The organism is Flavobacterium sp. GSP6, assembly GCF_003984855.1.
In the GTDB taxonomy this organism is placed as follows: Bacteria; Bacteroidota; Bacteroidia; order Flavobacteriales; family Flavobacteriaceae; genus Flavobacterium.
Genome location: NZ_RYDO01000001.1, coordinates 260,893 through 285,241, shown reverse-complemented (window position 1 = coordinate 285,241; position 24,349 = coordinate 260,893). Strand labels below are relative to the sequence as shown.

Here is a 24,349-nt window from a genome sequence, read left to right as displayed (position 1 = left end):
TTATCTCGATTTAAAATAACTCAGCAATTTAGTCACATAACTTTCATCAACTCTTGTGTTTACCACACCTGAACCTGATTTACTGAATGTTTCTTTAAAATAGGTTACTTTATTATGGTACTGTTTTTCATAATTCATTCGCACTGCTTTCGAGCTGGTATTTATCAATTCAATTGCTCCGGTTTCGGCATCAAGCATAGAAACCATCCCTAAATTCGGCATTTTTTCTTCCCGAATGTCGTACACGCGAATCCCAGTTATATCGTGTTTTTTAGAGGCTATTTTTAATGTATGTTCATACTCTTCCGACATGAAATCAGAAATTACAAACACAATAGCTTTCTTTTTCTGGGTTCCCGATAAAAATTTTAAGGCTTGGGCAAGATCTGTTTTACGGCTTTTGGGCTGAAATTCGATCAATTCCCTGATGATGCGCAATACATGCGATCTTCCCTTTTTTGGCGGAATATACAATTCGATTGCGTCAGAAAACAAAATTAAACCTATTTTATCATTGTTTTGTGTGGCTGAAAAAGCCATTGTTGCCGCAATCTCCGTAACAATATCTTTCTTGAATTGATTTTTCGAACCAAAACTTTCTGATCCTGATATATCCACCATCAACATCATGGTCAATTCCCGTTCTTCCTCAAACACTTTTACGTGCGCTTCATTATATCGCGCCGTAACATTCCAATCAATAGCACGAATATCATCTCCAAACTGGTATTGACGCACCTCGCTGAACGTCATTCCGCGCCCTTTAAAAGATGTGTGGTATTCCCCCGAAAAGATGTGATCGCTCAATCTTCGGGTTTTGATTTCTATTTTTCGTACTTTTTTTAAGAGATCTTTTGTATCCATTTCTTTGGTAATTAGTGAGAAGTGAGTGGTGAGTAGCAACCAAAAAAGGCTAATTACTATTCACTTTTTACTATTCACTTTTATGGTACTTCTATTTCGTTTACAATTTTGTTAATAATATCAACCGAAGTAATGTTTTCGGCTTCTGCTTCGTAGGTAACACCAATTCTGTGACGCAATACATCATGCACTACCGCCCGAACATCTTCTGGAATTACATAACCGCGACGTTTGATAAAAGCGTAACATTTTGCAGCATTTGCTAAATTGATGCTTCCTCGAGGAGATGCTCCAAAACTGATTAACGGTTTCAAATCAGCCAATTTGTATTTCTCCGGGTACCGTGTGGCAAAAACGATATCCAGAATGTATTTCTCTATTTTTTCATCCATGTATACTTCCCGAACGGCTTCCTGTGCGCGCAAGATTTGCTCTACTGAAACTACTGGATTAACTTTTTCATAACTCCCTTTCAGGTTCTGGCGAACAATCAAACGTTCGTCTTCCATTTTTGGGTAATCAATAACCGTTTTCAACATAAAACGATCCACCTGGGCTTCAGGCAATTGGTACGTTCCTTCTTGTTCAATAGGATTTTGAGTAGCCAAAACCAAGAATGGACGGTCTAGTTTGAAAGTAGTGTCTCCAATAGTTACTTGCTTTTCCTGCATGGCTTCCAGTAAGGCGGATTGTACTTTGGCAGGTGCACGATTTATCTCATCCGCAAGGACGAAATTAGCAAAAATTGGTCCTTTTTTTATCGAAAACTCATTTTGCTTAATATTGTAAATCATTGTTCCCACAACATCCGCAGGCAATAAATCCGGCGTAAATTGTATTCTGCTGAAAGAACCATGTACGGCTTGTGAAAGCGTATTGATCGCTAATGTTTTTGCTAATCCGGGAACTCCTTCTAATAAAATATGACCCTGACCCAAAAGTCCAATCAACAAACGCTCCACCATGTGCTTTTGACCTACAATAACCTTGTTCATTTCCATTGTGAGAAGGTCTATAAAAGCACTCTCTCTTTCAATTTTTTCATTGATTGCTCTGATGTCTAAAGCCGCTGTATTTTCTTCCATTTTATTATTTTTAAAACCTTGAATTTAATGCCGTCGTTTTGAAGGTGCAAATTGAATTTTTTTTTAGAAGTAAGATGTTAAAAAATGGTTAAAACTTCGACAAAAGACTTAATTTTAAGGCCGAATTATGATACAATTTTTATATTTTTAAGAACTTTGGAAAATATATTTCGAATTTGAAGATTTACGCATTTTAATAAAAAATAAAAAACATGAATAAAACTAAATTATCACCCATTGTAGCAGGCGTCATGAACTGGGGGATTTGGGATAAAAATCTCAATACCAAAGAAATGGAAAACATGATTAATGTGTGTTTAGAAAATAAAATCACCACTTTTGACCATGCTGATATCTACGGGGATTACACCACCGAGTCTGATTTTGGAAAAGCATTTGCAGCCAGCAGTATTGACCGGGAAAAAATGCAATTGATATCCAAATGCGGAATCCAAATGGTGACCGAAAACCGGAACAATACGATCAAACATTATGAATATTCAAAAGAGTACATCATCTGGTCCGTTGAAAACTCCTTAAAAAACCTGCATACCGATTATTTAGACGTGCTTTTACTACACAGACCCAGTCCTTTGATGCAGCCGGATGAAATTGCCGAAGCCGTTTTGAAGCTAAAATCAGAAGGGAAGATCATCGATTTTGGAGTTTCTAATTTCACTTCTACACAAACCGAATTAATTGGTCAAAAAACAGAAGTCTTGTACAATCAAGTCCAATTTTCGGCCACTAATTTCGAACCTATGGTGGATGGAAGTTTTGATTATATGCAGGCCAATAACATTCGGCCTATGTCTTGGAATCCACTTGGATCTGTTTTCAGAAAAGATATTCCGCAAACCCATCGCTTAAAAAAATTATTGGCGACCTTAGTTTCAAAATACCATTTAGGCTCCGACTCGATTTTGCTGTCCTGGATTTTAAAACACCCTGCTCAAGTAATTCCTATTGCCGGAACGGTAAATGTAGCCCGAATCCAATCCTTGATGAAAGCCGTTGAATTAGAATTAGACAAAGAAGATTGGTTTGCTATTTGGGCAGCAAGTATGGGAACAAATGTAGCCTAGAATCCCTATTCAACTCAACAACTTTAGAATCAAAAAAGAAAAAAATTTCATGACTAAAACAGCCTTAGTGACCGGAGCCACCAGCGGAATTGGTAAAGCAACAGCACAAATATTAGCTAAAAATAACTATCAGATTATTCTTTGCGGACGCCGTGAGGACCGATTGACTGAACTCAAAAAGGAGCTTTCAGCATTTACCAAAGTGCATACGTTGTCTTTTGACGTTCGAGATAAAAAAGCGGTTTTCGAAAGCATCAATTCTATTCCGGAAGTCTTTGCTACAATTGATGTTTTGATTAATAATGCCGGAAATGCACATGGTTTAGACCCCATTCAAAAAGGAGATTTAGACGACTGGGATGCCATGATTGACATCAATGTAAAAGGACTTTTGTATGTCTCAAAAGCCATAATCCCACAAATGATCGAACGAAAATCAGGTCATATTATCAACATTGGGTCCATAGCCGGAAAAGAAGTATATCCAAACGGAAACGTCTATTGTGCTTCCAAACATGCTGTTGATGCCTTAAACCAAGCTATGCGAATGGACTTGAATCCTTATGGAATCCGGGTGGGAGCCATTCATCCCGGTGCCGTGGAAACAGAATTCAGTGAAGTGCGTTTCAAAGGCGATACAGACAGAGCCGCCAATGTATACAAAGGTTTTGAGCCATTACATCCTGAAGACATTGCTGACATTATTCACTTTGTAGTTTCCAGACCGTACCATGTAAATATTGCCGATTTGATGGTGTTGCCAACCGCACAAGCCGCTGCTACTATTTTAAAAAGGAATTGATTATCCCCATTATTTATTATAAAACACTACAATACATCGAGTTATCATTATATTTATAAAAGGGAATAAACAAAAAATGCAACAGGTAAAAATGCAACCGCTAATTCGCAGATTTTCTAATTAATTTTAAAATCTGCGAATTAGCGGTAGTTTATTAAAATATTCTGATAGAAAAGGATCAAAATAGGATCAACAAATATGTCTTTACAACACTGAAAAAAAAAATACATAATAAACAGTACCAATGATCAACAAACGCATTCTTATTAAAAACCTGCTTGCTCACAATGATGAAAGTAGTTTTTATGACAAAAAGCGCCAGTTAAATTTGCATACACGGGAAGGAAAAGCCAAGTTTCTCAAACACATTTGCGCGCTGTCCAATTCAAACCCTATGAATAACTCCTATATTGTAGTGGGGGTTGAAGACCAAGACAATACTATTGTGGGGGATGATTTTTTTGATGACAGTCGGATTCAGAATTTAGTGAATGCCTATCTGGAGAATCCACCCAAAATTCAATATGAAAATATACCTTTTCCAAATCTACCAAAGGACAAGGTTATCGGACTGGTAACAATCAAGCCAAAAAGCAACACCTCCTATTTCAAAAAAGGAATTCACACGATTCCTGCCAACAGTATTTTTATCCGAAGAGGCAGCAACACGACACCGGTTGAAGGCGAAATTGAAAAGAATTATCAGAATACGGAAACCGTAATTGGCATTGAAAACAACTCCCGAAACAGCATTGAATACACACTTGATGGCGTGATTGATTTTATGAATTTACGCCACAAAGACATGTCGCCAAAGTATAAAGTATTCAAGGAGTTATTTGTGATTTGCTGGGCAGGAATTGCAAAAAAATCCCGTGATAAAACGTATTTATCCCGCGTGGATATTGAATTGATCAACGAACAAATCAAGCTGTTTTATTCGGCTCAGGATGTGGTCGAAATCACTTTTGACGAAGATACTTTTACCATTATTGAGTATGTTCCTTTGGGTCTGAATGATAAAACGAGTTATTATCCTTTAGAAAAACAAACGATTCATTTTCACGACAATGGCTATTATAAAATTGAGAGAGAGATGCTTTTTCAACCACCGGAATTCAACAAGAAAATGCTGTTCCATATTTATAATGCCAATATTACTTTGCTGAACAAACTCCAAAAAGGACTTTCATTAAGCAAACGAGAAGAAAAAGATTTAGAGAATTTACCCTCAACATTTATGATTTGCTACCTCAACGGTTTTGAAGAAGCCAAACAAAAGCTAATAGATGCCAAAGTACTGTTGAAACCTTTCAACCACGTGTATTTATCGTTTAAGGAAGCGTTGCGAATTTTGAGAAAGATGAAATATGATGTGCAGTAATTTTTTGTTGATTTATTTATTTTTAAAATGTCCTGAAAAGTAAAATAAACCCCTAAAGTAGTGATATTTTAAGTTTTACTTTAAAATGAGATTTGAGGAATTTAGCCCTGTTATTTGCAATAAAAATCAGAATTTTTAAAAAAGAGCTCCTTTAACTTTAGTTAAAAAAATAAGTTAAAAAGTAGTACTTCACCACTCTTTTACTTAATTTTATACCTTGAAAGACAGCTCGTATTTCTTGCTGTTTTTAGACTAATAAATGAACAACCCGTACATGAGAACACTTGTTATAGGCGATATCCACGGTGGTTTGCGAGCATTGCACCAAATTATGGAAAGAGCCAATGTTACTAAAAACGACACCCTGATTTTTCTGGGAGATTACGTCGATGGCTGGAGTCAATCGCCTCAAGTACTAGATTTTATCATTGCTCTGAAAACCAAACAAAACTGCATCTGCATCCGTGGGAACCATGATGATTTATTGCTGGAATGGCTCGGCGAAAGCAAAGACAATCTGCTTTGGCACAAACATGGTGGAGAAGCAACTGTTTTAGCCTACGAAACGGTTGGCTTAGAAACCAAGAAAAAACACATTGAATTCCTGAAATCATTAGAAAATTTTCATCTGGACGAGCAACAACGGCTTTTTGTCCATGCCGGTTTTACGAATATGAATGGTGTTGACTTTGAATATTTTCCCGGGCTTTTCTATTGGGACAGAACCTTATGGGAAACGGCCTTGGCATTAGACACGACAATGAAAACCGACCATGCGTTTTACCCAAAACGCTTTACTTTATATAATGAAATCTATATTGGTCACACGCCTGTCACCCGAATAGGTGAAACGACTCCCGTTCAAAAGGCAAATGTTTGGAATGTAGATACCGGAGCAGCCTTCAAAGGACCATTGACTATTATGGATGTTGACACCAAGGAGTTTTGGCAAAGTGAACCTTTGAACCAATTGTATTTTGACGAAAAAGGAAGAAATTAGATGTCCTATTTTTTTAAACCTGTGTTTAAAAGTGATCTATTACTGCCACATTAACACTTGCACAAGCTTTAAAAAACAAAAAAAAATCGTCTAAGTCAAATATATTTGTCTGGGCACTTTGGATTTTATTATTGCTGTAGAAAAGGGTTTGTTTTTTTCGATGTGTATGACGGGTTAGATTACATCACAAAGATTATTGTGCGTGTTTTTTAATAAGTTTACAAGGAATTTGTAATACTAAAAAAGGCAATTTGAAATATTCAAATTGCCTTTTTTAGTTAATTCTATTTTGGGGTTACAAGTCAAATTTTATTCCTTGTGCCAATGGCAATTGGGTTCCGTAATTGATAGTATTAGTTTGTCTTCTCATGTAGGCTTTCCATGCATCAGAACCCGATTCACGTCCGCCGCCAGTTTCTTTTTCCCCTCCAAAAGCACCACCAATTTCAGCTCCTGAAGTACCAATATTTACGTTGGCAATTCCACAATCAGAACCCGATTGAGAAAGGAACAATTCCATTTCTCTCATGCTGTTTGTAAAAATAGAAGAAGAAAGTCCTTGTGGAACTCCGTTTTGCAACGCAATCGCTTCTTCAATCGTGCTGTATTTCATTACATATAAAATAGGAGCAAAAGTTTCTGTTTGCACAATGTTAAAATGGTTTTCAGCTTCAATGATACATGGTCTTACATAACAACCACTTTCATATCCTTCGCCTTCAACCAAACCACCTTCAACAATAATTTTTCCACCTTCTTTTTTAGCGCTTTCAATCGCATTCAAATATTCCTGAACAGCACCTTTATCGATCAGCGGTCCTACGTGATTATTCTCATCCAATGGATTTCCTATTTGCAATTGTCCGTACGCATTTTTCAACACGCTGATCGTTTTGTCATATACACTTTCGTGAATGATTAAACGTCTGGTTGAGGTACAACGCTGTCCTGCTGTTCCTACCGCTCCAAAAACCGCTCCGACTAATACCATACTGATATCCGCGTGTTCCGAAACGATAATAGCATTGTTCCCTCCTAATTCAAGGATAGTATTTCCAAAACGTTCGGCAACAGTTTTTGATACGTGACGACCTATTCTAGTTGATCCTGTAAAAGAAACCAGCGAAATTCTCTTATCATTATTGATTAAGTCTCCGGATTCATTTCCTGTTACTAAACAACTAACGCCTTCAGGAACGTTATTTCTTTTTAACACTGTTTTAATGATGTTCTGACAAGCAATTCCACATAAAGGTACTTTTGAACTTGGCTTCCAGATGGCAACATCACCGCAAACCCAAGCAATCATAGCGTTCCAACTCCAAACTGCTACCGGAAAGTTAAACGCTGAAATGATTCCAACCGTTCCTATTGGATGGTATTGCTCATACATCCGGTGCAAAGGTCTTTCAGAGTGCATGGTTAATCCGTACAATTGACGGGATAATCCCACCGCAAAATCACAGATATCAATCATTTCCTGTACTTCGCCATATCCTTCTTGAAGACTTTTTCCCATTTCATAAGAAACTAGTTTTCCTAAAGGCTCTTTGAATTTTCTTAATTCATCTCCCATCTGGCGAACGATATCCCCTCTTTTAGGAGCTGGAACCATACGCCATTCTAAAAATGCTTCCGAAGCTTTTTGCATTGCTTTTTCATAGTCTTCCTTAGAAGACGTTTTTACTTTTCCAATTAAAGTCCCATCTGCTGGTGAATAACTTTCGATGATTTTTCCATTGGCAAAATTAGCTGCTCCTGTTGATGTTCCTTCATTTACCTCCTCAATCCCTAATTGCTTTAGGGCGTCTTTGATTCCGAATTGATCTGCTATTGTTATCATTGTAACTTTTTTATTAAAAATTGTTATATTATTTACAAATATATTGATTTAACGTCAAATACTAAACATTGCTACTTTTATTTTGTTCTTTGGATCCAAAATCTGTTTTTTATAAAACAAACCCTTTTATAGATCTCAGAATTCTATCCAAATGATCTTCTTTTGAGGTTCCTTGTTATCGGTAGGCAAAATAAAATCGGATACACACTATAGTTTTAATCCCCTATAGTTGTAAATCTATTCTATTTTATCTTAAAAACAGAACAATTACTTATCTTAACTTTTATTTCCTGCGACGTTCCGTGAATATATTTGCAAGGGATAGTGGGAAATAGCTCCAAATAAAAATTGGATTGCTTATTTTTGTGCTCAATAAAATAGAATCATGATACAGAATCCAAAAAGATATACAATTACAGCGGCATTGCCTTATACGAACGGCCCAATTCACATTGGCCATTTGGCGGGTGTCTACGTACCTTCGGACATATATTCCAGATATTTAAGATTGCAGGGGAGAGACGTTTTGTTTGTTTGCGGAAGTGACGAGCACGGCGTGGCGATTTCGATGAAAGCTAAAAAAGAAGGTATTACACCACAGGAAGTAATCGATAAATATGACGGAATTATACGTAAATCATTCTCTGATTTTGGAATTTCATTTGATAATTATTCCAGAACTTCGGCTAAAATCCATCATGATACGGCTTCGGAATTTTTTAAAAAGCTGTATGATAAAGGTGATTTTATTGAGGAAGTGACCGAGCAATTGTATGATGCAAAAGCGGATCAATTTTTGGCAGACCGTTTTGTGGTGGGAACGTGTCCAAAATGTGGCAACGAAGAAGCCTACGGCGATCAATGCGAAAAATGTGGCTCTACGTTGAATGCTACGGATTTGATTAATCCAAAATCGACCATTACAGGCGAAACGCCAATTATGAAAGCAACGAAACACTGGTTTTTGCCTTTGGATCGTTATGAAGATTTCCTGAAAGAATGGATTCTTGTTGGACATAAAAACGACTGGAAACCGAATGTTTACGGACAAGTAAAATCATGGATTGACGGTGGTTTAGAGCCTCGTGCAGTAACTCGTGACTTGGACTGGGGAATTGACGTTCCTGTTGAAGGTGCCGAAGGAAAAAAATTATACGTGTGGTTTGATGCGCCTATTGGCTACATTTCTTCTACAAAAGAATGGGCTTTGCGCGAAGGAAAAGATTGGGAACCATACTGGAAAGATAAAGACACGAAACTAGTTCATTTTATAGGGAAAGACAATATTGTTTTCCATTGCATTATTTTCCCAGCGATGTTGAAAGCCGAAGGAAGCTATATTTTGCCGGACAATGTGCCTGCAAATGAGTTCTTAAATTTGGAAGGAAATAAATTATCGACTTCAAAAAACTGGGCGGTTTGGCTGCACGAATATTTGGAAGAATTCCCGAATCAGCAAGACGTGTTGCGTTATGCGTTGACCTCAAATGCACCGGAAACAAAAGACAATGATTTTACCTGGAAAGATTTTCAGGCGAGAAACAATAATGAATTGGTGGCGATTTACGGAAATTTCATTAATCGCGTGGTAGTTTTAACCAATAAATATTACAACGGAATTGTACCTACTCCAAATGAACTTTCGGAAGTGGACGAAGCTACTTTGACGGAATTGAAAGCGTATCCAGCGGTGATTTCAAGTTCTCTGGAGCGTTACAGATTCCGGGAAGCGTTGAGCGAGTTGATGAATGTGGCTCGTTTAGGAAATAAATATTTAGCCGACGAAGAACCCTGGAAAGTAATCAAAGACAATCCGGAGCGCGTGCAGACACAAATGTACGTTGCGTTGCAAATTGCGGCTGCGTTGAGTTCACTTTGCGAACCCTTCTTGCCGTTTACAGCTACAAAATTATCAAGAATTCTAAAAATAAAAAGTCCTTTGAATTGGAATACTGTTGCTCAAAACTCTGATTTGATTCCAGCTGGTCACCAAATTGGAGAAGCGGAATTATTGTTTGCCAAAATTGAAGACGAGGAAATACAGAAACAAATTGACAAATTAGAGGCGACTAAAACGGCTAACAAAGCAGAGAATAAAGTAGCCGAACCACAGAAAGAAACAATTCAATTTGAGGATTTTGCCAAAATGGATATCCGTACGGGAACAATCTTGGAAGCAGAAAAAATGCCAAAAGCGAACAAGCTTTTGATTTTGAAAATAGATACCGGAATTGACGTACGCACCATTGTTTCAGGAATTGCGGAGAGTTTTAAGCCCGAAGATATAATAGGGAAAAAAGTTACTGTTTTAGTGAATTTGGCTCCAAGAAACCTTCGTGGCGTAGAAAGTCAGGGCATGATATTGATGACCACTAATGCCGAAGGGAAACTGGTTTTTGTAAACCCGGATACCGATGGCGTTGCCAATGGAGAGACTATAAATTAAGAAAAAACAACCGCAAATTTGCTAATTAATATGTAATCTTAAATATATTAAGTAATAACCATGGTATAATGTCGTATTTTAAAATCAGGATGAAATTATGTAACAATCTGATTTTAAGCTGTTTTACTTAAAGTTAATTCTTTTGACTTTACGACTTTTAAACTTTCGACTTACTTAATTAGCGAATTCGCGGTAAATAAAAAAATATGAGCTTAAAAGTAATTGCCTTCGATGCCGATGATACCTTATGGATCAACGAAACCTATTTTGATGAAACGGAGAAAAAATTCTGCGGTTTGATGGAAGATTATTTATCGCATCAGGGAATTTCTAAAGAACTTTTCAAGGTCGAAATTGACAATCTGAAATTATACGGCTACGGAATCAAAGGCTATATTCTTTCGATGATTGAAGCCGCGATGAATATTTCGAATAATACCATTCCTATTGAAATAATCGAAAAAATTATTCAATATGGAAAAGAATTGCTGGAGAAACCTATCGTTTTATTGGATGGTGTTCAAGAAACTTTAGACGCATTGAACGGAAAATACAAATTGGTTGTAGCTACCAAAGGCGATTTATTAGACCAACGCCGAAAATTGCACAATTCTGGTTTGGGACATTATTTTCACCATATAGAAGTGATGTCAGACAAACAGGAAAAAGATTATTCCGATCTCATCAAACGATTGGAAATACAACCTTCGGAATTTTTTATGATTGGCAATTCCTTAAAATCAGATATACTTCCGGTTTTAGCCATTGGCGGACATGCCGTTCACATTCCGTTTCATACCACTTGGGCACATGAAAAAATTGACCATAAAATAGAACACGAAAATTTCATTGCTTTCAAAAAAATAACAGACGTTTTAAAACGATTGGAATTACGATAAATCCACCAATCCAATTGGCTCAAATTAGAGTATGCGAGTGCATTTGTCGGATCTGTTCTGGCTTAAATTTAGCCCCTCTAAACCTCTTTTTTAAGTAAAAAAGATACAAATTCAGCATATAAATACCTATTTTGAGGCATCAAAAATGCTTTAAAACATTTAAAAAACGCCCGTTTTAGTACATTGTTTATTACAATTGGAACGAATCCTTATATAATTTACTCTTTACCGGCTATCCTCCATTTTTGTACTGTAGGTTTGTAAAAACTTTAAATTTTTATATGATGAAAAAAATCATACTTACGTTAGTTTTTGCTTCAGCGATTACAACTTTAAGCGCTCAAACAGAACCTCAGAAAAATACTGAAAACGATTACAACAAATGGTCTGTTGAATTAGCAGGCGGTGTTAATAAAACACAAAGACCAATGACTGCTGGTTATTTCACCTCTACACCTAGTCCTTTTGTTGCTGATCTTGGAGTTCGATATATGTTCAACAACAAATTTGGTTTAAAGGCTGACATTGGATACAACAGCTTCCAAGGCAAAAACAATTCAATTGATTTTGACACTAAATATTACAGAGCAGATATTCAAGCCGTCGCTAATTTAGGAAGAATCATGAATTTTGAAACATGGACAAACACTCTTGGTTTATTGGGTCATGCAGGTTTTGGTTTAGCACAATTAGAAGACCAAAATTCGGCGTTGAAAGACAGAATGGGTAACTTTATGGCCGGTGTTACAGGTCAAATTAAACTATCAAACAGAATTGCTCTAACGGGAGATTTCACAACTATTCTTAATGCTGCGCAAGATGCCGCTTTTGATGGTGCAAGTACTCGTGATGCCAGAGGTTTCTCAGGGATTCTTTTTAATGGTACAGTAGGTTTAACAGTTTACTTAGGTAAAAACGAAAAACATGCGGACTGGGTTATCGATCACGAAGGTAAATTTGATGCAATTGATACAAGATTTATGGCTATCGAAAATAAAATGCTGGATACGGATGGAGATGGCGTAGCTAATTATTTAGATCAAGAAGAAAATACCCCTGCAGGAGCTTTGGTTGACACAAAAGGAAGATCAATTGATAAAAATAACAACAATGTTCCTGATGAAACAGAAGCTTTTATAATGAAAAATTATGCGAGCAAAACAGGTGACAGTACTGTTATTTACGATAATGAATTGATCAAAAGTTTAATTAATGGTGGTTATGTTGCTGTTTATTTTAACTTTGATCAATCAAGACCAACTGACGTATCTACAGAAGCTACTAGTTTTATTTTAACATACTTGAGAGACAATCCTTCTGCTTCAGTAGACATTATTGGTCATGCTGATGAATTAGGAGGATCTGCTTACAATGATAAATTATCTACAGCAAGAGCTAACCATGTTAAAACTACATTGGTAAAAGCTAACATTGATGCATCAAGATTGAATGTTGTTGCAAACGGTGAAGATACCTCTGTAGATAAAAATTCAGTAAATGCAAGAAAATTAGTTAGAAGAGTTACGTTCTCCGTAAAATAAGCTTCATACTTACTTATAAAAAAGCCCTAAAGGAAAATTTCTTTAGGGCTTTTTTTAGAACTACACCTTATCTAACTGTTCCATTTTAGAATAGAGAATCAACTAACTCCTAACTATTCACAAAGAATAGCTGTACTTTTGAACTTTAAATAAAATCCCTTCATTTTGAGAACCCTTTTAGATATAGAAAATTGGCCCAGAAAAGAACATTTTCATTTTTTTAGACAATTTGAAGAACCTTTTTTTGGAGCCACAGTCAAAATTGATTGTACGAAAGCTTATGCAGCTGCAAAAGCACTAAATTCTTCTTTTTTTAATTATTATTTACACCAAACATTAGTAGCGGTAAATACCATTGAATCTTTTAAGTATCGAGTTTCAGAGGACCAAATATATATTTGTGACCAAATTAATGCTTCAGCTACAATTGGTCGGGAGGACGGCACTTTCGGATTTTCTTTAATCGAATACAATGCTGATTTTGCAGTTTTCAAAACGACCTCCGCTACAGAGATTGCCCGCATTCAAACCACAACAGGACTTTTTACCCGAACCTTTGAGGAGGATGACGTGATCCATTTTTCAGCAATTCCGTGGCTGGATTTTTCCTCTTTATCCCATGCTAGAAGTTTTTCCTTTCCGGACAGCTGTCCAAAAATATCTTTTGGCAAAATGAAAGTCTCCCCTAGTGGCAAAAGAACCATGCCCATGTCTGTTCATGTACATCATGGATTAATGGACGGTTTTCATCTGGGACAATTTGTGGATTGTTTTCAGGAATTGATGAATCAGTAGTGACTTATTTTTTTTAACTTTACTAAAAACTAAAATTATGCTATCTAAAAATATTGAAATTGCCCTAAACAAACAGATTCGCATTGAAGCAGAATCCTCGCAAACCTACCTTTCTATGGCGTGTTGGGCTGAAGTGAGCGGACTGGAAGGAATTGCTCAATTCATGTTTGCCCAATCTGACGAAGAGCGCCTGCACATGCTCAAATTAATCAAGTATGTAAATGAACGTGGTAGCCATGCAAAAATAACGGACTTAAAAGCCCCAAAAACTACTTATGAAACCTTCAAAGATATGTTTGAGGAACTTTATAAACATGAAATTTTTGTTTCGGATTCGATAAATGAGTTGGTACACATCACTTTCTCTGAAAAAGATTATGCCACACATAACTTTCTGCAATGGTATGTTGCCGAGCAAATTGAGGAAGAAGCGACCGCAAAATCTATTTTGGACAAAATCAACTTAATAGGAGATGACAAAGGCGGTTTATACTTATTTGACAGAGACTTACAACAAGTGGCGCTTGTCAAACCTGCTATTTAAATGTTAAAATTTATTTAGAACAGATAAAAATAACATACATTTGCCTTAGTTTTTAATTCTTTATAAAAATTGGAAAAGAAAAAAAAGGAAAAGAAAAAAAATCAAAAAGAAATCCTTAAAACCATTAAGATTGCAGAAAACTGCAAATCTAAATGTTGCAAAAAATTCAAAAAAGGGGAAGACAATCGCTGTAAGCGGTGTCCGTTGTTTGATTTATTAAAAAAAGTATCCTGATTCAAAACATAAATGCCCTCTGATACAGAGGGCATTATTTTATTGCTTAGTCTTGAAAAACCTATTTCCCTAAAAGCAAAACATCATCAACGACAACTTCAGTGATGTAACGTTTTTCTCCATTTTTATCGTCATAACTTCTATGGGTTAATTTTCCTTCAATGGCAATTTCTTTTCCTTTGGTAACATATTTCTCTATGATTTCAGCCGTTTTTCCCCAAGCAACGAGTTTGTGCCATTGGGTTTCTTCTACTTTTTCTCCTTTGTCGTTTTTGTAGCTTTCATTTGTAGCTAACGAAAAATTAGCTAGTTTTTTTCCTCCGTCAAATGATTTAATTTCCGGATCATTTCCTACATGTCCAATTAACTGTACTTTGTTTCTTAATGTGCTCATGGCGTATACTATTTAAATGTTAGTGTATGTTTGTTGAATTGGTCTTTCAAATCAACAGGGCAAAGATGCGATCATTGTTAAAAGGTAATCGGTTGTTAACTATTTACTTTCGGTTGTAACTATTTGTAACCGTTTGTAATTGGTAAATTTTAGCTATATTTGATAAAATCATTATTTCATGCAAGCCAAAATAAACAAAGTAGAGTTACGAAATCTAGCGATTGAAGACTATAAAGAGCTCAAAAAATCAATGGTAGAATCGTATCCGGAAATGGTTGGTTCCTATTGGAGAGAACATCATATTGAAAAATTATTGAGCATTTTTCCGGAAGGCCAACTCGTAATCTTAGTAGACGGCAAAGTTGTAGGCTCTGCATTATCGCTAATTGTGGATGAAAGCTTAGTAGACAAAAACCATAATTATTCTGATATAACAGGAAAATATACCTTTTCGACCCACAATCCACAAGGGGATGTCTTGTATGGAATAGATGTGTTTATTCATCCAAACTACAGAGGACTCCGCTTGGGAAGACGTTTGTATGACGCCCGTAAAGAACTATGTGAACAATTGAATTTGAAAGCAATTGTTTTTGCCGGCAGGATTCCAAATTATGGGCAACACGCCAAAACCCTCACTCCTAAAAATTATATCGAAAAAGTAAAAAGAAAAGAGCTACACGACCCTGTGCTTTCTTTTCAGCTGAGCAATGATTTTCACGTAATCCGGGTCATGAAAAACTATCTGGAAGGCGATACCGATTCTAAAGAATTTGCCGTTTTACTAGAATGGAATAATATTTATTACGACGAAAGCCCTAAATTAATAAACCTCAAGAAAAGTGGCATCCGCCTGGGACTCGTTCAGTGGCAGATGCGCCAACTGAACAATCTGGAAGCTTTGTTTGAACAATGTGAATTTTTTGTTGATGTCGTTTCCGGGTATGGCAGTGATTTTGCACTCTTTCCAGAACTCTTTACCGCTCCGTTGATGGCGGATTACAATCATTTGTCCGAGGCAGAAGCCATACGGGAATTAGCCAAACATTCAGAGCCTGTTCGCAAACGCTTTCAGGAGCTAGCCATTTCGTACAACATCAACATTATTACAGGAAGTATGCCTCATTTAGAAAATGGCACGCTTTACAATGTGGGTTTTCTGTGCAAGAGAGACGGAACTTCAGAAATGTATGCCAAAATTCATGTTACTCCAAACGAAGTACAGCACTGGGGGATGACCGGAGGATCACAAATTAAGACCTTTGATACCGATTGTGGTAAAATAGGCATCATGATTTGTTATGATGTTGAATTTCCGGAACTCTCTAGATTAATGGCAGATGAAGGCATGAATATTTTATTTGTACCGTTCTTAACAGATACTCAAAACGCCTATACCAGAGTCAAACATTGCGCACAAGCCAGAGCGATTGAAAACGAATGTTATGTAGCCATAGCAGGATGTGTAGGAAATCTACCAAAGGTAAACAACATGGATATTCAATATGCGCAATCAGCAGTATTTACACCTTCTGATTTTGCTTTTCCAAGTAATGGAATCAAAGCCGAAGCAACCCCAAATACCGAGATGACACTCATTGTTGACGTAGATTTAGATTTACTGAAAGAGCTTCACGAGCACGGTAGCGTACGCATTCTAAAAGACCGTAGAACTGATTTATACGATATCAAAAAAATAAATCCATGACAAAAACCTGCTTAGAATGTGAAGAGAAAATTGTAGGCCGTGAAGATAAAAAGTTTTGCAGTGACGGATGTCGCAACGCCTACAACAATAAAATGAACAAAGACAGCACTAATTTTATGCGCAACATCAACAATAAGTTGCGTAAAAATTACCGCATTCTAATTGAACTTAATCCCGATGGAAAATCAAAAACCACCCGCGCAAAATTATTAAGCAAAGGTTTTGATTTTGAATTTTTTACTAATATTCTGCGAACCAAAACAGGAAATACTTACTATTTCCTGTACGATCAGGGGTATTTAGTTTTAGACAATGAGTATTACATGCTAGTCAAAAAAGACATTTAACACCGCATCCAAATCCACTTACTTACCATGAAAAAAGATTATTTCTCCATTTTTGCCGGTTTGTTTATTTCAGTAACCCTAGCGTTAATCTACTTTACGATGATGCCGCAATGGACTTCCAATGATCAAGGGTCCCTTACTGAGTTTTCGACCCAAAGGGCTTTGAATCACATCAAATCCATTTCAAAAAAACCTCATTATGTAGGCTCCGACAATCATGATGTGGTCGCAAATTACCTCCTGAAAGAGCTAAAAAAGTTAGGACTGCAGACTTCTGTTCAAACCGGCTATACGCTAAGTGACTGGGGAAATCTTGTACAATCAAAAAACATCTTGGCTCGTATCAAAGGTTCTAATAGTTCCAAAGCCTTGTTGTTGCTTTCACACTATGACAGCGCACCCCATTCCTACTCGCCCGGAGCTAGTGATGCGGGTTCCGGTGTAGCTACAATTCTGGAAAGTGTTCGGGCTTTTTTATACAATAAAACCCCGCATAAAAACGATATTATTATTCTGTTTTCGGATGCAGAAGAGTTAGGACTTAATGGTGCTGCACTTTTTGTAACCCAACATCAATGGGCAAAACAAGTGGGACTGGTACTCAACTTTGAAGCCCGTGGTTCTTCCGGCCCCAGCTACATGCTGATGGAAACTAACAATGGAAATGCAGGATTAGTAAAAGAGTTTGCTGCTGCAAAAGCGACTTTTCCAGTATCTAATTCCTTGATGTACAGTATTTATAAAATGTTACCCAACGACACTGATTTGACCGTTTTTAGGGAACAAGGCGATATTCAGGGCTATAACTTTGCATTTATTGACGACCATTTTAACTACCATACCGCTCAGGATGACATCCAGCATTTAAACAAAAATACGCTGGCTCATCAGGGTTCATATTTAATGCCGTTGTTAAATTATTTTTCCAATACGGATTTAAATGCGGTGCAATCCAGTGAAGAGTATGTCTATTTTACCATTCCATACACTTTTATAAGCTATCCTTTCAGTTGGGTTTTGCCTATGGTTCTACTCGCTTTAGCGTTGTTTCTTTCGCTATTATTTATAGGAAGAGCCAAACGCCTTATATCAGCCCGAGAAATTGTAAAAGGATTCATTCCGCTGTTTGGTTCCCTGACGGCAACGGGAATAATTACCTTTTTTGGATGGAAAGGATTGCTGCTCGTCTATCCTCAATACACGGATTTGCTGAACGGATTTACCTATAACGGACATGCTTACATAGCTGCTTTCGTACTGCTGGCTTTAGCAATAAGCATGGTCTTTTATCATTTATTTTCATGTCGTAAAGTCAACATCAATCATTATGTAGCGCCATTATTTATTTGGATTGTGATTAATGCCATCATAGCTTTTATGTTACCGGGAGCTGGATTCTTGATTATTCCGGTGTACTTTGGTCTATTCCTTTTTGGGGTTTTCATTGTGACTCAAAAATCAAGCGAAACATTAAATCTTATTTTTAGCATTCCTGCTTTGATCATTATAGCTCCTTTTATCCAAATGTTTCCTATCGGTTTGGGACTAAAGGTATTGTTTGGAAGTGCCCTTCTTACCGTATTGCTATTCGGATTATTGCTGCCTATTTTTGGGGCTTTCGCCAAAAAGGGAATCTGGTCTATACTCCTGCTTTTGCTTTCCATTGGCTTTTTTGCGAAAGCGCATTTAGAGTCGGGATACAAACCCGGAAAAGCGAAGTCAAATAGTTTATTATACCTCTATAATGCGGACACAGATCAAGCCAATTGGGCCACGTATGACACTAATCTCGATTCCTGGACCACAGGCTATTTGGGTGTAAACCCGAAAAAGGCAACCAATTTGAACGAAATTCCGTTGTTTAGCAAATACAATTCTGGTTTTACCTATGCTGCCAAAGCTCCTAAAAAAGCGATTCCGAAACCAACTATCGCATTTCTGGAAGACCGAATTATAGGAAATCAAAGACATGTCAAAATAAAAATTTCCCCGAACAGAAACGTTAATCGCTATGACATTTTTGCCAATGAAAAAATGATACTTCATAATTTAAAAGCGAATGGCGTGACTACACTAGGTCGGAAAAATTCAATTTACCAGCGAAAAGGAAAGAAGATATTGAGTTATTATGTGGTAGGAAACGCCCCTTTAGAATTGCAGTTTAGTTTTAATGCTGCAACTGCGTTCAACATGGAACTGTTAGAAAGTTCTTTTGACCTACTTTCAAATCCTTTATTTGAAATCACGAAAAGAGAAAACTGGATGATGCCAACCCCTTTTGTTTTGAACGATGCGGTTGTCATTAGGCAAAAAATAAAAGCGAGTCCGGTTGTTGTGAATACTTTGAATACTACTGTAACAAATCCTGTTGTAAAAGATAGTTTAGCAGTAGTGAAAGACAGTTTGAAAAAATTATGATGGAATTTCTTTAAGGTCACATTTTATGACCTTGAATAAATTTAAATTTATGAGAATGCACGGCCACCAATTGTAACCGCATATAAATTTGAAAATTACGATTGATTACAAAAAACGAAAATGACAAAAATTAGTGTTCTGGGTTGCGGATGGCTGGGTTTGCCTTTGGCGAAAGCCTTCCTTTCAAAAGGATTTTCCGTGAAGGGCTCGACGACTTCTACAGCGAAATTAGACGTATTGAAAAATGCCGGAATCGCTCCTTTCTTAATTGCGCTTTCAGAAAATAAAACCAAAGGAAACCTTTCTGATTTTCTGGAAAATTCTAAAATTTTAATCATTGATGTCCCACCAAAACTTCGTGGTTTAGCGCAAGAAAACTTTGTTGCCAAGATTAGAAATATGATTCCATCTATCGAAAAATCTTCTATTGAAAACGTACTTTTCATCAGTTCGACATCTGTTTATAATGATGAAGCTATTTTTGTTACTGAAGAAACTATCCCAAAACCGGATACGGAAAGCGGCAAACAATTACTGGAAACAGAACAGCTTTTGCAAAACAACAGTCATTTTAAAACGACGGTATTGCGTTTTGGCGGATTAATTGGCCAGGACCGCCATCCTGTAAAATTCTTGGCCGGCAGAGAAAATCTTGACAACCCTAATGCAACCATTAACTTAATTCATCAAGACGATTGTATTGGAATCATTGAAAAAATTATTGAAACGGATTCATGGAATGAAACCTTCAATGCAGTGGCTCCATTTCATCCTTCTCGAGAACAGTACTACACCCAAAAAGCGAAGGATCTGGATTTAGCTTTGCCAAAATTTAATTCTGAAGAAAATTCAACTGGAAAAATAATTTTGAGTGCTCGCATAGAAACGGTTTTAAAGTATACTTTTACGAAACCAAATTTGTAATGTGAGAACTAAAATTAAGAATGCCGTTTCGTCCAAAATAGACACTATTGGACTGCCAATTTTGGCTTTGTGTTGGGTCAGTTTTTTTTGGGGAACTACCTGGATTGCTTCTAAAGAGGGCGTGAAACACATGCCCGCCTTACAACTTGTCGCCATCAGACAATTTTTAGGAGGATTCCTGTATATTTCCTATTTTTTATTTAAAAAGGCGCCTTGGCCAAAGGGAAAACAATGGAAAACGATCATCATTCTAAGCATTCTTAATTTTGTTTTAAGCAACGGATTAAGCACTTGGGGCGTCAAGTATATCAGTAGTGGTCTAGGCGCAATTATTGGTGCTTGCGTCCCTTTATGGATTGTGATCATTACTTTTTTTAGAGGCGAACGATTATCCAGAGTATCAGTTGTGGGTTTGATTATCAGTTTCAGTGGGGTTTGTGTGATTTTTTACGACCACCTGAGTGATTTTTTGATTCCTAGTTTCAGATTTGGAATAATCATTTCCATAATTTCTACTTTAACTTGGGCTTTTGGCACCTTGTACACGAAGAAAAAAGCAGCCACTTTTAATCCGTATTTTAGTTTGGGACTGCAAATGTTTATTTCTAGTATTTTAGTTTTCGCCTACACTGGCGCAACTGGAATTTCCGTCAAATTAAGTGAAATTCCTGCTGCTTCCTGGTGGTCTATCGCTTATTTAGTTGTTTTTGGTTCCATACTTACTTTCATTGCCTTTATTTATGCTCTTCAAAATCTTCCTGCGGAGATCAGTAGTGTGTATTCCTATATCAACCCAATTATTGCCGTGATTTTAGGCGCAATAATCTTTGGGGAAACCCTCAATACTGCCATAGCCGTAGGAGGTGGCGTCACCTTATTTGGCTTGTATCTGGTGAATTATTCGCTGAGAAGAACCCGAAAAAACAGTATCAAAACAGAATAAAAAAAGTCCCATTTGCTCAGGCAAATGGGACTTTTTCATACTACAAGATAATTTTTATACCTGTATTTTTTTCTGGACTGAAGCTACGTATCTGTGTCATTCGACTAAGGAGAAATCACATCAGGATCATACTCTCGTGAATAATTTCTACCAGATTTTTACTCTCTTTTCTGGAGCAATGTACATTCCATCATTTTCTTTAATATCAAAGGCTTGATAAAACGTATCAATATTTTGCAAAGGCACATACGCACGGTACATTCCTGGAGAATGCGGATCTGTTTTCACTTGGTTTTTCAAGGCTTCATCACGCATTTTGGAACGCCAGATCGTTGACCAGGAAATAAAGAACCGTTGTTCCGGAGTATATCCATCGATTAATCCCGGGTTTCCGTTTGCTTTCAGGTACAATTGCAAACCATCATAAGCGGCATTTACGCCTCCTAAATCTCCAATGTTTTCACCAAGCGTGAATTTACCATCTACAAAAGTTCCTGGAATAGGTTGCAAAGCGCTGTATTGAGCTGCAAGCGCTCCTGTTAAAGCAGAGAATTGTTTCAAATCTTCAGCGGTCCACCAATCTACTAAGTTTCCGTCAGCATTGTAACGCGATCCCGAATCATCAAACCCATGTGAAATTTCATGCCCGATAACGGCTCCAATTCCACCATAATTTACGGCTTCATCTGCTTGATAATTATAAAAAGGCGGTTGCAAAATAGCTGCTGGAAATACAATTTCATTATTTGATGGGTTGAAATAGGCGTTCACCGTTTGTGGAGACATGCCCCATTTTTCTTTATCGACTGGCTTGTTCAATTCAGCTATGTTTTCTTCAAAACGCCATTTTGCCAAGTTTTTAACATTATCAAAATACGTTCCGCCTTCTTTTGGACTTTTAATGGTCAAGGCTGAATAATCTTTCCATTTGTCTGGATATCCAATTTTTATTCTTGATTTATGCAGTTTAGCAAGTGCACTTACCTTAGTTTCTGTAGACATCCAAGGCAAATTATTGATTCGGTTTTCGAAAGCAAGAAATATATTTTTGATCATTTTTTCCGCTTTGGCTTTGGCTTCAGCCGGAAACATTTTCTCTACATATAATTTTCCTAACGCTTCTCCAACCGTTCCGTTGATGGTTTGAAGTGCTCTTTCGTCACGTGGTCTTTGACTTACAGCGCCCGTCAGGGTTTTTCCGTAAAACTCCCAGTTTGCGTCTTCAATAGTAGTTGACAATTGACTTGATGCTCTGTTTAATAAAGTCCAACGCATGTATGCTTTCCAGTCTTCTACTTTATTTTCTTTGAAAATTGTTTCTAAAGCAGTCATATATTTAGGCTGCGACACTATCAAGGAATCCACTTTAGGCAATCCTATTTTTGTGAAATAATTATCCCAGTTGATTGAAGGCGTCAGTTTTTGTAAATCTTTAACCGTCATTGGGTTGTATGATTTACGACGGTCTCTTCTTTCTACTCTATCCAATCTTGGTTTAGACATGGCGATTTCAAGTGCCAGGATTTTTTCGGCATTCGCTTTAGCAACTACCGGAGTATCACCAAGGTACTGTAACATTTTAGCAACGTGAAGCACGTATTTAGCTCGTTTTTCTTTAGAGTCGGCATCTTCAGAAACATAATAATCTCTGTCTGGCAAACCTACGCTACCCAATCCTACATTAATTACATTTCTATTGCTGTTCTTTGCATCAGTGCCTACACTGGCTCCCACAAATCCAATACCGCCAATTGGCTCCATTTCAATTAATAATGCCTCTAGGTCTTTCGCATTTTTAACTGCGTTTATTTTTGTCAAATACGGCCTTAAAGGCGCTATCCCAAGCTTATTTCTTCCTATGGTATCTAATATCGACTGGTATAAATTAACGGCTTTCCCTTGATCAGTATTTGATTTATAACTCGGATTCTTAGTGGCTTCCTTCAAGATTGCCAAAGCATCGGCATCTGTTTTTTGACGCAATTCATCAAAACTTCCCCAACGGGTTCTATCAGCTGGAATTTCTGTATTATCCAACCATGTTCCATTCACATAGCGAAAAAAATCATTGTTGGGTTGTACATTCTTGTCCATGTGGTTCACATTGATTCCTGGCTCTTTCGCCACGGCTGTGTTCTGGGCTTGACTTACCGTAAAACCCATGATTGCAGGAATCACAAAAAGCAACTGCTTATTGATGTTCTTTTTCATTTTTAATATATATTTAGTTAGTTTTACAAAGCTATCAATAAAACTTTTAACTTCTTGTTAAATTTTATCCCAATAAGATTGTGTTAATTTGAATTAAAAACAAATTTCGTTTTCGTATTTTTGTATTAAAATAACATTATGTTACGAATTTTAAAAAAATACCGAATCTTTTTAGGCGTCTTCCTGGTTTTTTCTGCAGTCGTTTTATCCTTATTTTATTCGGCCTTAAAGCCAAAAAAAACACTTCCTATTTTTAATCCTTCTGATGTAAATCCGGAATTAGTAGACAGTACGATTCAGTATAAAAGTAAATACCATACCATTGCTGATTTTTCGTTTGTCAACCAAAACGGAAAAACCATCACCCAAAAAGACTATGAAGGAAAAATATATGTGGCTGATTTTTTCTTTACCACTTGCGGCTCCATTTGTCCAAAAATGAGCACCAATTTATCGGATATCCAGAAAGTTTTTGCCAATGATCCCAAGGTGAAGTTATTGTCGCATACTGTTTTTCCAGAGACGGACAGCGTTCCGGTTTTGAAGGCTTACGCCAAAAAATATAAGGTAGATGCCTCAAAATGGAATTTAGTCACCGGCGATAAAAAAGAAATTTATGAGATGGCCAGAAAATCGTATTTGGCCGTTAAACTGGGAGAACCAAGCGAATTATACGACATGGTTCACACGGAAAATTTTGTATTGGTAGATACTAAAAAAAGAGTTCGTGGGTTTTATGACGGTACTAACAAAGAAGACATGAAACGATTAATCGACGACATTCGTTTTTTGAGTGCCGAATAAGATTAATTGACCTTTAATTTCTTCGCCTTTTCTGATAAATCCCATCCCAATCCATGCATTTTTTTTGTCTTAATTAAG

20 protein-coding genes are annotated in these 24,349 nt (G+C 36.9%); 15 read left to right on the top strand and 5 right to left on the bottom strand.

The window, feature by feature from the left end; all coding sequences use genetic code 11:
• A complete protein-coding gene (locus tag EKM03_RS01280; RefSeq protein ID WP_126457681.1) occupies positions 1-864 on the bottom strand; it encodes a DUF58 domain-containing protein in 864 nt (287 codons plus the stop codon).
• A gap of 80 nt (positions 865-944) precedes the next feature.
• The gene (locus tag EKM03_RS01275) at positions 945-1,949 is read right to left on the bottom strand and encodes a MoxR family ATPase (protein ID WP_126452140.1); all 1,005 of its coding nucleotides are present in this window, start codon (positions 1,947-1,949) and stop codon (positions 945-947) included.
• A 212-nt stretch (positions 1,950-2,161) separates the two neighbouring features.
• On the opposite strand from EKM03_RS01275, the gene EKM03_RS01270 reads away from it, so the two are divergent.
• The 4 genes from EKM03_RS01270 to EKM03_RS01255 all read left to right on the top strand — a co-directional run bounded on the left by EKM03_RS01270 (position 2,162) and on the right by EKM03_RS01255 (position 6,220).
• Entirely contained in the window at positions 2,162-3,034 is an 873-nt protein-coding gene (locus EKM03_RS01270; protein ID WP_126452142.1) for an aldo/keto reductase family oxidoreductase, read from the top strand.
• A gap of 49 nt (positions 3,035-3,083) precedes the next feature.
• On the top strand, positions 3,084-3,836 hold the full coding sequence (locus tag EKM03_RS01265) for an SDR family NAD(P)-dependent oxidoreductase (protein WP_126457682.1): 753 nt from the start codon (positions 3,084-3,086) through the stop codon (positions 3,834-3,836).
• Between the two features lie 244 nt (positions 3,837-4,080).
• Complete coding sequence (locus tag EKM03_RS01260; protein ID WP_126457683.1) at positions 4,081-5,220, top strand: ATP-binding protein; 1,140 nt, start codon at positions 4,081-4,083, stop codon at positions 5,218-5,220.
• Between the two features lie 274 nt (positions 5,221-5,494).
• Positions 5,495-6,220, top strand: coding sequence for a metallophosphoesterase family protein (locus EKM03_RS01255; protein ID WP_126452327.1), 726 nt, complete (start codon positions 5,495-5,497; stop codon positions 6,218-6,220).
• A gap of 295 nt (positions 6,221-6,515) precedes the next feature.
• Here the strand turns inward: EKM03_RS01255 and EKM03_RS01250 are convergent, their stop codons facing one another.
• The gene (locus EKM03_RS01250; protein ID WP_126452148.1) at positions 6,516-8,063 is read right to left on the bottom strand and encodes an aldehyde dehydrogenase family protein; all 1,548 of its coding nucleotides are present in this window, start codon (positions 8,061-8,063) and stop codon (positions 6,516-6,518) included.
• Positions 8,064-8,448: 385 nt separating this feature from the next.
• On the opposite strand from EKM03_RS01250, the gene metG reads away from it, so the two are divergent.
• The 5 genes from metG (at position 8,449) to EKM03_RS01225 (ending at position 14,288) form a co-directional block, all read left to right on the top strand.
• Positions 8,449-10,509, top strand: a complete 2,061-nt coding sequence (gene metG / locus EKM03_RS01245; RefSeq protein WP_126576686.1) for a methionine--tRNA ligase — start codon at positions 8,449-8,451, stop codon at positions 10,507-10,509.
• A 206-nt stretch (positions 10,510-10,715) separates the two neighbouring features.
• Entirely contained in the window at positions 10,716-11,408 is a 693-nt protein-coding gene (locus EKM03_RS01240) for an HAD family hydrolase (protein WP_126457686.1), read from the top strand.
• Between the two features lie 284 nt (positions 11,409-11,692).
• Positions 11,693-12,949 carry an OmpA family protein gene (locus EKM03_RS01235; RefSeq protein ID WP_126739737.1) on the top strand — a complete coding sequence of 419 codons (1,257 nt, stop codon included), beginning with the start codon at positions 11,693-11,695 and terminating at the stop codon, positions 12,947-12,949.
• 165 nt (positions 12,950-13,114) lie between these two features.
• Entirely contained in the window at positions 13,115-13,744 is a 630-nt protein-coding gene (locus EKM03_RS01230; protein WP_126739736.1) for a chloramphenicol acetyltransferase, read from the top strand.
• Between the two features lie 37 nt (positions 13,745-13,781).
• A complete protein-coding gene (locus tag EKM03_RS01225; RefSeq protein WP_126457689.1) occupies positions 13,782-14,288 on the top strand; it encodes a ferritin in 507 nt (168 codons plus the stop codon).
• Between the two features lie 295 nt (positions 14,289-14,583).
• Here the strand turns inward: EKM03_RS01225 and EKM03_RS01220 are convergent, their stop codons facing one another.
• Positions 14,584-14,916 (bottom strand): single-stranded DNA-binding protein, encoded by a 333-nt coding sequence (locus tag EKM03_RS01220; protein WP_126452160.1) that lies wholly within the window; start codon positions 14,914-14,916, stop codon positions 14,584-14,586.
• 178 nt (positions 14,917-15,094) lie between these two features.
• Here EKM03_RS01220 and EKM03_RS01215 point away from each other — a divergent pair, with 178 nt between their 5' ends.
• The 5 genes from EKM03_RS01215 to EKM03_RS01195 all read left to right on the top strand — a co-directional run bounded on the left by EKM03_RS01215 (position 15,095) and on the right by EKM03_RS01195 (position 21,256).
• The gene (locus tag EKM03_RS01215; RefSeq protein WP_126739735.1) at positions 15,095-16,624 is read left to right on the top strand and encodes a bifunctional GNAT family N-acetyltransferase/carbon-nitrogen hydrolase family protein; all 1,530 of its coding nucleotides are present in this window, start codon (positions 15,095-15,097) and stop codon (positions 16,622-16,624) included.
• Entirely contained in the window at positions 16,621-16,971 is a 351-nt protein-coding gene (locus tag EKM03_RS01210) for a hypothetical protein (protein ID WP_126452170.1), read from the top strand. The genes EKM03_RS01215 and EKM03_RS01210 overlap by 4 nt, the downstream gene beginning before the upstream one ends.
• Positions 16,972-16,998: 27 nt before the next feature.
• Positions 16,999-19,389 (top strand): M28 family peptidase, encoded by a 2,391-nt coding sequence (locus tag EKM03_RS01205; protein WP_317125128.1) that lies wholly within the window; start codon positions 16,999-17,001, stop codon positions 19,387-19,389.
• A gap of 120 nt (positions 19,390-19,509) precedes the next feature.
• The gene (locus EKM03_RS01200) at positions 19,510-20,313 is read left to right on the top strand and encodes an SDR family oxidoreductase (RefSeq protein WP_126457692.1); all 804 of its coding nucleotides are present in this window, start codon (positions 19,510-19,512) and stop codon (positions 20,311-20,313) included.
• A gap of 1 nt (position 20,314) precedes the next feature.
• Complete coding sequence (locus tag EKM03_RS01195) at positions 20,315-21,256, top strand: DMT family transporter (protein WP_233579252.1); 942 nt, start codon at positions 20,315-20,317, stop codon at positions 21,254-21,256.
• A gap of 147 nt (positions 21,257-21,403) precedes the next feature.
• Here the strand turns inward: EKM03_RS01195 and EKM03_RS01190 are convergent, their stop codons facing one another.
• Positions 21,404-23,467 carry a M13 family metallopeptidase gene (locus EKM03_RS01190; protein WP_126457693.1) on the bottom strand — a complete coding sequence of 688 codons (2,064 nt, stop codon included), beginning with the start codon at positions 23,465-23,467 and terminating at the stop codon, positions 21,404-21,406.
• 138 nt (positions 23,468-23,605) lie between these two features.
• Here EKM03_RS01190 and EKM03_RS01185 point away from each other — a divergent pair, with 138 nt between their 5' ends.
• Positions 23,606-24,271 carry an SCO family protein gene (locus tag EKM03_RS01185; RefSeq protein WP_126457694.1) on the top strand — a complete coding sequence of 222 codons (666 nt, stop codon included), beginning with the start codon at positions 23,606-23,608 and terminating at the stop codon, positions 24,269-24,271.
• The last annotated feature ends 78 nt before the right edge of the window (positions 24,272-24,349 follow it).